The organism is Bacillus cereus group sp. RP29, from assembly GCF_040459765.1.
GTDB classification, from domain to species: domain Bacteria; phylum Bacillota; class Bacilli; order Bacillales; family Bacillaceae_G; genus Bacillus_A; species Bacillus_A paranthracis.
In genome coordinates this window covers 3521375-3532981 of sequence record NZ_JARVHN010000001.1, presented here as the reverse complement: position 1 = coordinate 3532981, position 11607 = coordinate 3521375, and the positions used below count along the sequence as shown (strand labels likewise).

Below are 11607 nucleotides of genomic sequence, written 5' to 3'. Positions count from 1 at the left end.
TACAAAAAACCTTACTTTTTTAAAGTAAGGTTTTTTTACACATGTATTCTATTAAAACGATTTTAATAAAGAATAAAAATTCGTATCATAGGGAATGTCATCTTGATACATATAATTTTTTAGAACGCCTTCTTTTTCAAAGCCTAATTTTAATAGTACTTTATTGGAAGCTTCATTTTCAAGAAATACAATTGCTCCGATCCGCTTTAAATGAATCGTATGGAAACCGTATGATATAACCTCAGAAACAGCTTCAGTCGCATATCCTTGTCCCCAGTGTTCAGGCAAAAAGGCATAACTTATATTGGCTCGTTTATGCTCAGAAGACCAATCGTGAAAACCAATGGTACCGATGAGTTCTTTCTTGTCTTTTAATTCGATTCCCCATTTTATACCGCTTCTTGCATTGTAACTCAGTTTAAAGTTATGAATAATTTGTTTCACTTGATCAATATCTTGTAACGGTTTTTGGCCATAATAGCGCAGTACGTCAGTATTAGAGAAGCATTGTAGTATACCTGGTGCATCTTCTTCGGTAAGTTCTCGTAAAATGAGTCGTTCAGTTTTCAATATAGGAAACATACTTTCACTCCATTTCTTTTGAAACTAGAATGTATTGTTATTATATAATCTAGTCTGAAAATAAAGATTATTCAAGAGGGGAGTATAGTTTTGATTTGTGATAAAATTGATTGTGGAATATATTTCAAAAAGAGGTTTATATATGGAGAAAAATTCAATTTTAATTGTAGATGATGATCAAGATATTGTTAGATTTATGAACGTGAATTTAATACAAGAAGGTTTTAAAGTTTTTAGTGCTCATAACGGAGAAGAGGCTTTAGAAATTATAAATAATAACAGTATTCAACTTGCTATTTTGGATATTATGATGCCACAAATGGATGGGATAGAATTGTGTAGAAGAATTAGAGAGAAACATAGTTTGCCAATTATGTTTTTAAGTGCAAAATCATCGGACGTAGATAAAGTCGTCGGATTTAGTACGGGAGCAGATGATTATATTGTGAAGCCGTTCAGTACAATTGAATTAATTGCAAGAGTGAAGGCTCAATTAAGAAGGTATACATATTTCAATCAAAATGCTGTCCAAGTAATAGAAAAGAAAATAAATATTAGAGGTTTAGAAATAGATGAAGCGTCTAGAACAGTAATGTTATATGGAGAAACAATCAATCTTACGAAAACTGAATATGATATTTTGTATTTAATGGCAGCTGCAAAGAATCGTGTATTTACTATTGAAGAAATATATGAGAGCGTTTGGAAAGAAAGGGCTTATGAAAGCAATAATACAGTAATGGTTCATATCGCAAGATTAAGAAATAAAATTGAAGAGAATCCAAAAGAACCGAAGTTTATTCAAAATGTTTGGGGAGTCGGATATAAAATTGAAGATTAAATCATTACAAGGCATTAGAGCTAAGTTTTTTATCGCATTCATATGTAGCATCTTGTTAGCGACTGTAAGTATAATAGTGTTTCAAATTTTGGTTGGAAATATATATAGTCAGGTTAATGTTTTAGAGGAAAAATATTCATTTTTATATTTTATAGTTTTTTTGATTTTTACTACAACATACTTTGCATTCATGACAAAAACGCTGATGAAAAGGTTGTCTCAAATTAACAAGAACGTGAAAGAAATAAGTGAAGGTAATTTTGAAATACATATACCTATTTCGAAAAGCGATGAGATTGGTGAACTAGCGGCAAATGTTAATAGAATGGCGAAAAGCTTAAAAGAGTCTATCGAGAATGAAAAAAAATCACAGGAAATGAAAAATGAAATGATTAGTAATATTTCGCATGACTTACGAACACCTGTAACATCTTTAATCGGTTATGCGGACTTATTAGGAGATAAGCTGCATGCAAATGGAGAAGAATGTGAACAGTATGTAAGCATATTAAAGCGAAAAAGTTATGAATTAAAAAATCAAGTTGATGAATTATTAGAATACTGTCAAATAAATTATAGAGAGATTGAATTACATAAAAGTGTAGTAAATATGAAAGCGTTAATGGAACAAATTATGATTGATTTTGTACCACAACTAGATGATGCCGATATGAGCTTTTGTATGAAAGGTGATAAGGAGTTACATGTGGAAATGAATGTAGCACTTATGGTGAGGTTATTCGAAAATGTAATTAGTAATAGTATTATGTACGGGAAAGACGGAAAGGAGATTGTAATTCAAATTTCTAAAAGAGACATGAATGTTGAAATAGAAATTAAAAATTTTGGGCAATGTATTCCGGATGAGAACCTGCCTTATGTTTTTGAGAAGTTTTATCGTGGTGAAAAATCACGCAGCTCTCATACAGGTGGAAAAGGAATGGGACTTGCAATTGCGAAAAGTATAGCAGAACTTCATAAAGGAGATATCGCTGTACGTAGTAACGATAAAGAAACAGTTTTTACTATCGTTTTACCGCAGTATAAAGAAATGTAAGAAAGTCGTAAGTATTTCTTACGTATGTTGTAATTTTCAATTCGTATCATGTAGAACAAGGATATGAGAGTGGGGATATAACATGTGGAAGAAATATGTGTTGGTAATTTTAGTTGCTTTTTTACTTACAAGTTGGAGTGTAATTTATTTAGTTAATGGTATTATATCAGTCGTTTTTTGGTGGAGTATACAAGCCTTTAGCTTCGTATCAAGCTTTATTTTGATAGGGTCAGTATTACTATTTGTGTGGAAAGGCATTTTCAGAAAGCGAATAGATAGAACGCTACTCTTCATTGTGCTTTTTTCTATAATTGGAGCTTGGCCCTTAGGATGGTTCGCTAACATAGGCGGACTTGCTTACCCGGCAGATGTACATTCTACGAGCCCTAAAGTAGTCGTGCGCTTTCCTTTAAATGAACGAGCATTAATAGGTTGGGGTGGTGATCGTTTAGAAACGAACTATCACGTTATCAAACCAAATGAGCGCTGGGCATATGATATTCTCATTCCTCCTGCTGAAGTGAAAAGTAGTAAGTTGGATGATTATGGAATATATGAAGCGAAAGTAATGGCACCAGCTTCTGGAACAGTTGTATCAATTAATAATGATGAAAAAGATTTAGTTCCGGGATCGGATGATTTTAAGTCAATGGCGGGAAATCATATTTATTTACGACTAGATGAAACAGGGACATTTTTGGTTCTTGCGCATTTAAAGAAAGGGTCAATTAAAGTGAAGGAAGGACAACATGTAAATGAAGGAGAATTTCTTGCTCAAGTAGGTAACTCAGGAAGTTCAAGTGAGCCACATTTACATATTCATCATCAAAGGCAGGATCCATCCAAGGTAAGTATGTTTTTAGCAGAAGGATTGCCACTGTACTTTCAAACTGAAAAAGGTGAGATGATGCCGGAAAGAGGGACATATATAAGAGGTAATTAAAAGAGAATTACTTCACTAAAAAAGGTATTCCAGTTTATTGGAATACCTTTTCTCCTTACCCTACAAATGTTTGATACAGTAAGAAAATATTTAAAATGATAACAAGTACAGCAATGATCCAAGCGATAAAGGTAGTTATGCGGTGGTTAACGAGTGCACCCATAATTTTTTTACTACTTGTAAACATAATAAGTGGTACTAATGCAAAGGCAATACCGAATGATAAGACGACTTGACTCATGACTAGAGCGTAAGTTGGATTTACACCTAAAGCGATAATAACTAATGGTGGAATCATTGTAATAAATCGGCGTAAGTATAACGGAATATGCATTCGAATGAAACCTTGCATAATAATATCACCTGACATTGTACCGACAGAAGAGCTAGATAGTCCTGCTGATAAGAGACCAATTCCAAATAAAGCAGCTGATACAGGACCGACTAGGTTGCTAAACTGGTTAAAAGCGACATCAAGATCTTCGACATGCAAGCCGTTTTTAAAGAATAGTGCAGCAGCAACAATTAACATACTTGCATTAATTGCTCCAGCGATAATCATTGCGATAATGATATCAATAAACTCGAAGCGGAAAATCTTTTTCTTTTGTTCATCATTTGTTCCGACTACGCGGCGCTGTGTTAAGGCGGAATGTAAATAGATTGCGTGCGGCATAACTGTCGCACCTAAAATTCCGGCTGCAAGTAATATACTGTCTACGCCTTGGAATTTTGGGATGAAAAGTCCTGAAAGTAGAGGACTTAATTCCGGTTTTGCATAAAAGACTTGTACACCAAAAGCGATAACAACGATAAAAATCATTCCTGTTATAATCGCTTCTAACGGACGGAAGCCTCTACGTTGAAATTCAAGAATAATAAATGATCCAGCAGCTGTAATTAAAGCAGCTGGTAACATTGGAATTCCAAATAATAAATACAATCCGAGTGCTGCCCCGATAAATTCAGCTAAATCAGTCGCCATAATAACGAGTTCACCTTGTATCCATAAGCCGATGGAAACAGGTTTTGGGAAGTTTTCTCGAGCAATTTCAGGAAGGTTCCTACCTGTAGCGATTCCTAATTTAGCTGATAAAGTTTGGATTAATACAGCCATTAAATTAGAAGCAAGAATTACCCAGAGTAATAAATATCCATATTGTGATCCAGCGGCAATATTTGTCGCGAAATTGCCAGGGTCAATATAAGCGACTGAAGCAATGAAAGCAGGACCTAAGAATGGTAAAAGTCTTTTTAAGCCTTTCGTTTGTCCGCTTAATGCTAAATGCGCTGATTGAACAGTTGTACTTTGAGAAGGGACATGTTCATCTTTTGATATATCTTTATTCATAGTAGTTTTCCCCTTTGAAATGTTAACTTGATGAAATTATTGTAAGTATTCTTATTGTTTATTTCAATACATTTAAATGTATTAGATGATATTTTTATTTGAACATAAATGTTTCCTTAGTGCAAATTATATGCCTTTATACAATGAATGGTGTGGCATTATTAAAAATTGGGAGTTTATGGTGTGATGAGGCGGGGAAACATAATGAATTAAAGGGCTGTTTTTGAAATTTATGTGAACATAAAGCCGATAATACAGCATATTAATTGATGGAATTGCATTTGTATGATATATAATATATTGGGATTACAACATAACCACAGTGTTTTGGTGTGTAATCTTGTTTTTTATTTTTGTTAACTGATAGAAAATAGTATAAAGAGAAGGAAATGGGATTCATTTTCTTATTATATATGTTTTGATATGAACGTTAACTTATACATGATTTTAAAAATTAGATAGGTGGTAGAAATACATTGGCAACTACAAAACCATACAGAGTATTACTATATTACATGTACACAACAATTGAAAACCCAGAAGAATTCGCGGCAGAGCATTTAGAATTTTGTAATTCACTTGAGTTAAAAGGAAGAATCCTTGTAGCTAAAGAAGGTATTAACGGAACTTGTTCTGGTACTGTAGAGCAAACAGAGAAATACATGGAAGCAATGAACAATGATCCACGTTTTGACGGTATCGTGTTTAAAATAGATGAAGCTGATGGTCATGCATTCAAGAAAATGCACGTGCGTCCTCGTCCAGAGTTAGTTACACTTCGTCTAGAAGATGACATTAACCCACACGAAATAACTGGGAAGTATTTAGAGCCAAAAGATTTTTATGAAGCAATGAAACAAGAAGATACAGTTATCATTGATGCGCGAAATGATTATGAATTTGATTTAGGTCACTTCAAAGGTGCGATTAAACCTGATATCGAATCATTCCGTGAATTACCAGATTGGATTCGTGAAAATAAAGAAGTACTTGAAGGTAAAAAGATTTTAACTTATTGTACAGGTGGAATTCGTTGCGAGAAGTTTTCTGGTTGGTTAGTTCGTGAAGGCTATGAAGATGTAAGTCAGCTTCACGGCGGTATTGTAACGTATGGAAAAGATCCAGAAGTACAAGGTGAGCTTTGGGATGGACAATGTTATGTGTTCGATGAGCGTATCGCTGTACCAGTAAACCAAAAAGAACATGTTATCGTTGGTAAAGACCACTTTACAGGTGAACCTTGTGAGCGCTATGTAAACTGTGCAAATCCAGAATGTAACAAGAAAATTTTATGTTCTGAAGAAAACGAGGCGAAATATTTACGTGCATGTTCTCACGAATGCCGTGTAAGCCCACGTAACCGCTACGTAATACAACATGAATTAACGGAAGAACAAGTAGCTGCTGCATTAGAGAAAATCGAAGCAGAGAAGTAAGAGGGAAAAGGCTAATCTAAATTTTTGGATTAGCCTTTTTTATATTTGATTTTTTGGCGTTTTTTGTCGGTAAGTCGATATATTTAAATAATCGCTGATATATTTTGAGTTGCGCCGATATAATTTGAAAATCGCTGATATATTTCGAGTTGCGCCGATATAATTTGAAAATCGCTGATAAAAATTTCAATTACTGTAGCGTACCACATACTTCAATGTAAAAATACTCTTCTTTACTTCTTATCATCTTTCTCTCTCACAGCAGAAAGTACAGTTTGTTTTACCCATGCTTTTCTTCGTTTATGTTGTAGACTCCATTGGTATAAACTTTGCGCACCTAAAATAAGTGAAATGACTATGCCGCTAATTGCTATTAAAAGCGCGAAAAATTCAAGTGGCGATGATATTTTGTTTGAATCGGTGTTTCTTAACAGATCAATCATAGTAAACCCTAACATTTGGCCTACTACAGAGTAGAGCGTTAAAATTAATAGTAAAAGGCTATCTTTTTTTGAAGCAACATTTTCTTGATATTTAAACAAACTATCAAGATTTTGTTTTGCATTCGAGTATAGTATCTCGATGTTAAAAAGCTTTCTTAAGCGGAAGAAAATATCTTCACTCTGTGATTGGGATACTAGCTCTAAAGAAAAGTAATTCGCCGTAAACGAATTGATTGAATAAATTAATTTCTCTATTTCATTTGTATCTTGTTCAATGTTTAATTCAGCATAAGCGTTTGCCATTTTCAATAAAACAATTTTATGAAATAGATTTAATAATAAAGCGTAATAAAACTCCCCATACATTTGACTCGCAAGTTTAGTAAATTCGCGTTCTCCTTCATTTGTTACACATGTGAATATATGTTCTTCCATTATGAAATAGCGATTCGGAGCCCATCTTTGGTAAGCGTGTTGTTTTAAATAATCATGAATATAAGGCAGATTATTTGCACTCACATTTGCCTTGCCATCACTTGTTAACCCGGAAAGACTAGAAGTACGATAAACATCCACTTCATTCAGTTCCATATCTTCTTTTATAGATAATAAAGTTTGTACGTACATTCGCTGATCTTCAAAGAAAGGAAAGGTTTGAAAGTAAGAACTTCTTAATCTCTTCTTCTCAAAGAAATCTGTTACGCCATGAAATAAATAGCCAAAAATGAATCTTTCCACTTGGGAATACTTTTTTCCGTTACATTCAATACAAATAGTCTCATTTGTATCATTTTTAGTTTCAAGTACACGGAAGCGAGCAGCGAATTCGATTGCTTCGGATAAAGTCATGTTTGGAGCAGTGTTTACTTCTGTTCGAATTGTTAAGAAGCCAAGTTCATAAGGACAAAGTGTTACGTCAATAGAGTGTATCTTGAATGGGATTGAAATAAGATTTGTTGTTAAATGTCCAGCTAAGTTAAGGTCCTTTGAATAACGTTGCAAGCCCTTTTGATGCTCTGAGTGAGGAAAGAGAATTTTATTGGTAAATGAAAGATAGTATGCTTCCATATTTTGATGTGAAACTTTAAACTCCCCATAATATGTATTTTCATCATCGAGATGATCGAGCCGAAAAGGACGAAAATCATTTTTTTGTAAGAAAGGGAACATCTGTTGTTCATATCCAGCTTTAAATGAAAACGGGAATATAAATTGAAATATAGCTGTTGCTACATCTTTTTCCTCAATTACTTGTATTGCCTCCATCTATATTGTTTCCTTTCCATATATGCTATAAAAACAACATGCCCAAATTCATTTGAAAATAACCACTGTTTTATACTTGAGTAAGAATGAAAATTCAGCTTATTTAGTAGGGGACATGTATAATGTTATGTATACTGAATGTTATAAAATTGTATTTTGAAAAGGGGGATGTTGTATGCGTATTTTAGTATTAGGAGCGGGAGGCGTTGGAGGATTTTTTGGGGGACGCTTAGTAGAAAAAGGAGAAGATGTTACTTTTCTTGTTCGTAGTAAACGGAAAAAACAATTGGAGGAAAGGGGACTTGTAATCCGAAGTGTTAACGGAGATTTTTCCTTTCAACCGAAATTAATAACGAAAGAAGATCAAACTGCTCCATTTGATGTGATTTTATTTTCAACAAAAGCGTATCACTTAAACGAGGCAATTCAAGATTTGAAGCCGTTTGTAGGTGAAAGTACTGTAATCATTCCGTTGCTAAATGGTATTGCTCATGTATCGCTATTACAAAAGGAATTCGGTGAGGAAAAAGTAATTGGTGGTTTATGCTTTATCGAGACGACGTTAAACGATCAAGGAGAAATTGTACAAACTAGCGCTGCAAATAGACTTATGTTTGGAGAAATGAAGTCTCAAGATTCAGAGAGAATAAAGCATATTGCTAAAGCATTTGCAGGTACGAAATCTAGTTTTGTTTTAAGTGAAAATATTACACAAGATATGTGGCATAAATATTTATTTATTACTGTAATGTCAGGTGTGACAACATTAATGCGTGCCCCAATAGGACCAATCCGTGAAAGCGAAGGTGGACACGATTTTATCCGAAACTTATTTGAAGAATGTGTGCAAATTATGAGATATATTGGGGCACCAGTTAAGGATGATATTACCGAGGAACATATGAAAACGATTGATAAAATTTCGTATGATATGAAGTCATCGATGCAGCGTGATATGGAAAAAGGTTCGTCTATTGAAGCGAAGCACTTACAAGGATACTTACTAGATGTAGCGGAACAATTTTCTATAGAAGCACCATTATTAGGAGCAGTATATCAAAATTTGAAAGTGTATGAAGAAATGACCTTTAACAAATCAGCAATACAATTGGATGTATGAAAAAATAAAAAAGAAAGCAATATATAAGTGTATTGCTTTCTTTTTTTATGACAAATCATTTATTTCTTTTTGTTCTATCTGTCAAATTTATTTCCTGTTCACGTTTACCGTATAATTGATTAATTTCATTTGCTAATGCATCTAAATAGGAATCGGAAAAAATAGGCTTCTTTTCTTTAGACATATAGATCTCCTTTATTGATTTTTTAGTATTCATTATGTATATTTACCAGCGGATTATGCGCAATCATTTTAATTTTTCCTTTTTAAAAATTTTTGTTTACATTTTGAAAATAAAGGAGTATTATAATCCACAGTTTCAATTTTCTAAATCGCTGAAACCGCATGGTGCGGGGGACCCGTTCTTATGGATTAGTTCTTAATCCAATGGGGTGAATCCTTGAAAAAGGTAGGGCTACTCATAGGCCCGAATCCGACAGCTAACCTCGTAAGCGTTATATTGAGAAGGAAGGTGGAGCTTGTGCGACAAAAAAAATAATGTCTACAAGTCTATTTCGTTATGGCTTGTAGACATTTTTTGTTTTCTGAAGAAATCGTTTATCCGCTATAACTAGCAGAAAAGTTCGTACAAAATTATTGGAGAGTGGACAGCAGTGGTTTCATCTATTAAAAGATTTTTAATTGGAAGACCGTTAAAATCAACAGAGCTTGGAGAACAGAAGCTTAATAAAACGAAAGCTTTAGCTATTTTATCTTCTGACGCATTGTCATCAGTTGCTTACGGTCCAGAGCAAATTTTAATTGCTTTAGCAGGTATTGGAGCGATCGCTTATTGGTATTCCATTCCGATCGCTGTTGGGGTATTAGTATTATTGACGGCCCTTATTTTATCTTATCGTCAAATTATTTTTGCTTATCCGCATGGCGGGGGCGCGTATGTTGTATCAAAAGAAAATTTAGGGATGAATCCAGGCTTAATTGCTGGAGGATCTTTATTAGTTGACTATATTTTAACTGTTGCAGTAAGTGTGTCTGCAGGTACAGATGCGCTCACATCTGCTTTTCCTAGTTTACATGCACATAATGTAATCATTGCGATTATATTTGTTATATTTATTACCATCTTAAATTTAAGAGGTGTAACGGAATCAGCTTCCGTTTTAGCATATCCTGTTTATTTATTCGTTTTGGCACTATTTATATTAATTGGTGTAGGGATATACAATATTTTAACGGGGCACGTTTCGCAGGCTTTACACACGCCGATTGGAACACCAGTTGCAGGGATTAGTTTATTTTTATTACTAAGAGCATTTGCATCAGGTAGTTCTGCTTTAACAGGTGTTGAAGCAATTTCAAATGCAATTCCGAACTTTAAAGATCCTGCGCCAAACAATGCAGCGAAAACATTGCTTGCAATGGGTGCATTACTTGCAGTTTTATTTTCAGGAATTGTGTTCTTAGCTTATTATTACGGAATTTCTCCAAGTAAAGAAGTAACAGTTGTTTCACAAATTGCTGAACAAACATTTGGACGTAATTTCATGTACTATTTCATACAAGGTACAACAGCTTTAATATTAATCCTTGCTGCTAACACAGGATATTCTGCGTTTCCGTTATTAGCAGTAAACCTTGCAAAAGATAAGTTTATACCAAGAATGTTTACGATTAGAGGAGACCGCCTAGGTTACTCAAATGGAATTATTATACTTGGAATCGCATCGATTATTTTAATTGTAGCTTTCCAAGGGCAAACAGAGCATTTAATTCCGTTATATGCAGTAGGTGTATTTATTCCATTTACCTTTTCTCAAAGTGGTATGGTATTAAAATGGCTTCGTGAAAAACCGGAAGGATGGGCTTTACGATTAACGGTCAATTTAATTGGTGCAGTCATTAGTTTTATCGTAATGAGTATGTTCTTTTTAACTAAATTTGCACAAGTTTGGTCAATCCTTATTTTCTTACCTGTAATTATCTTCTTATTCCACCGAATTAAGAAGCATTATGATGCAGTAGGAGACCAACTAAGTTTAAAAACTTGTGAACGGATTGTCCCGATTGAAGGAAATGTAATTGTCGTTCCAGTAGCTGGTATGACACATGTGGTAGAAAACTCATTGAACTATGCAAAGTCTCTTTCAGCAGATCAAGTTATTGCTGTATATGTCGCTTTTGACAGAGAAGAGGAAAAGAAATTTGAAGAGAAATGGAAGAAGTGGCAACCTGAAGTAAGGCTTGTTACTTTACATTCTCATTATAGAAGTATTATTCAACCGCTAACAAAGTTCATTGATACAGTACAGTATAAAGCGAGTGAATCAAATTACCGAGTTACGGTCGTTATACCACAATTCATTCCGAAAAAAGGTTGGCATAACATTCTTCATAATCAGTCTAGTTTACTCATTCGTGCGTATTTACTCTATAAAAGAAATGTTGTTATTACAACAGTACCATATCATTTGAAAAAATAAGAAGGTTTTTTAAGGATAGCTTTACGAAAGTGAAGCTATCCTTTTTGTGTATACGCTATGCATAATTGCATACGAATCCGAAAGATATATTGATATAATTTTTACATCTGTGAGTAAGTAGAGGTTT

The 11607-nt window shown here is 33.9% G+C and carries 10 protein-coding genes and 1 riboswitch; of the genes, 6 read left to right on the top strand and 4 right to left on the bottom strand.

The features are described from left to right. Positions 1 to 51: 51 nt before the first annotated feature. Positions 52 to 582 carry a GNAT family N-acetyltransferase gene (locus QCI47_RS18760; RefSeq protein ID WP_046197686.1) on the bottom strand — a complete coding sequence of 177 codons (531 nt, stop codon included), beginning with the start codon at positions 580 to 582 and terminating at the stop codon, positions 52 to 54. 142 nt (positions 583 to 724) lie between these two features. On the opposite strand from QCI47_RS18760, the gene QCI47_RS18755 reads away from it, so the two are divergent. The 3 genes from QCI47_RS18755 (at position 725) to QCI47_RS18745 (ending at position 3423) form a co-directional block, all read left to right on the top strand. Continuing rightward, entirely contained in the window at positions 725 to 1423 is a 699-nt protein-coding gene (locus tag QCI47_RS18755) for a response regulator transcription factor (protein ID WP_193654489.1), read from the top strand. Continuing rightward, positions 1413 to 2480 (top strand): sensor histidine kinase, encoded by a 1068-nt coding sequence (locus QCI47_RS18750; protein ID WP_353811914.1) that lies wholly within the window; start codon positions 1413 to 1415, stop codon positions 2478 to 2480. The genes QCI47_RS18755 and QCI47_RS18750 overlap by 11 nt, the downstream gene beginning before the upstream one ends. A gap of 82 nt (positions 2481 to 2562) precedes the next feature. Further along, positions 2563 to 3423, top strand: coding sequence for a M23 family metallopeptidase (locus QCI47_RS18745; protein ID WP_309422670.1), 861 nt, complete (start codon positions 2563 to 2565; stop codon positions 3421 to 3423). A 55-nt stretch (positions 3424 to 3478) separates the two neighbouring features. On the opposite strand, the gene QCI47_RS18740 is transcribed toward QCI47_RS18745, so the two are convergent. After that, positions 3479 to 4774 carry an Nramp family divalent metal transporter gene (locus tag QCI47_RS18740; RefSeq protein WP_001030647.1) on the bottom strand — a complete coding sequence of 432 codons (1296 nt, stop codon included), beginning with the start codon at positions 4772 to 4774 and terminating at the stop codon, positions 3479 to 3481. A gap of 476 nt (positions 4775 to 5250) precedes the next feature. Between QCI47_RS18740 and trhO the strand changes: the two genes are divergently transcribed. Beyond that, positions 5251 to 6210 carry an oxygen-dependent tRNA uridine(34) hydroxylase TrhO gene (gene trhO / locus QCI47_RS18735; RefSeq protein WP_309422671.1) on the top strand — a complete coding sequence of 320 codons (960 nt, stop codon included), beginning with the start codon at positions 5251 to 5253 and terminating at the stop codon, positions 6208 to 6210. Between the two features lie 233 nt (positions 6211 to 6443). Here trhO and QCI47_RS18730 read toward each other — a convergent pair whose 3' ends face one another. After that, positions 6444 to 7919, bottom strand: a complete 1476-nt coding sequence (locus tag QCI47_RS18730; protein WP_076875849.1) for a hypothetical protein — start codon at positions 7917 to 7919, stop codon at positions 6444 to 6446. A 175-nt stretch (positions 7920 to 8094) separates the two neighbouring features. Here QCI47_RS18730 and panE point away from each other — a divergent pair, with 175 nt between their 5' ends. After that, positions 8095 to 9039, top strand: coding sequence for a 2-dehydropantoate 2-reductase (gene panE, locus QCI47_RS18725; protein WP_001221876.1), 945 nt, complete (start codon positions 8095 to 8097; stop codon positions 9037 to 9039). A gap of 55 nt (positions 9040 to 9094) precedes the next feature. Here panE and QCI47_RS18720 read toward each other — a convergent pair whose 3' ends face one another. Next, positions 9095 to 9223 (bottom strand): hypothetical protein, encoded by a 129-nt coding sequence (locus QCI47_RS18720; RefSeq protein WP_000031869.1) that lies wholly within the window; start codon positions 9221 to 9223, stop codon positions 9095 to 9097. A 139-nt stretch (positions 9224 to 9362) separates the two neighbouring features. Continuing rightward, positions 9363 to 9509, top strand: a riboswitch (cyclic di-AMP (ydaO/yuaA leader). Between the two features lie 144 nt (positions 9510 to 9653). On the opposite strand from QCI47_RS18720, the gene QCI47_RS18715 reads away from it, so the two are divergent. Further along, a complete protein-coding gene (locus QCI47_RS18715; RefSeq protein WP_353811913.1) occupies positions 9654 to 11480 on the top strand; it encodes an APC family permease in 1827 nt (608 codons plus the stop codon). The last annotated feature ends 127 nt before the right edge of the window (positions 11481 to 11607 follow it).

Bases quoted from the DNA above. Each gene is read 5' to 3' on its own strand.
- QCI47_RS18760 (WP_046197686.1), bottom strand. From the start codon at position 582: ATGTTTCCTATATTGAAAACTGAACGACTCATTTTACGAGAACTTACC.
- QCI47_RS18755 (WP_193654489.1), top strand. From the start codon at position 725: ATGGAGAAAAATTCAATTTTAATTGTAGATGATGATCAAGATATTGTT.
- QCI47_RS18745 (WP_309422670.1), top strand. From the start codon at position 2,563: ATGTGGAAGAAATATGTGTTGGTAATTTTAGTTGCTTTTTTACTTACA.
- QCI47_RS18740 (WP_001030647.1), bottom strand. From the start codon at position 4,774: ATGAATAAAGATATATCAAAAGATGAACATGTCCCTTCTCAAAGTACA.
- QCI47_RS18730 (WP_076875849.1), bottom strand. From the start codon at position 7,919: ATGGAGGCAATACAAGTAATTGAGGAAAAAGATGTAGCAACAGCTATA.
- panE (WP_001221876.1), top strand. From the start codon at position 8,095: ATGCGTATTTTAGTATTAGGAGCGGGAGGCGTTGGAGGATTTTTTGGG.
- QCI47_RS18720 (WP_000031869.1), bottom strand. From the start codon at position 9,223: ATGTCTAAAGAAAAGAAGCCTATTTTTTCCGATTCCTATTTAGATGCA.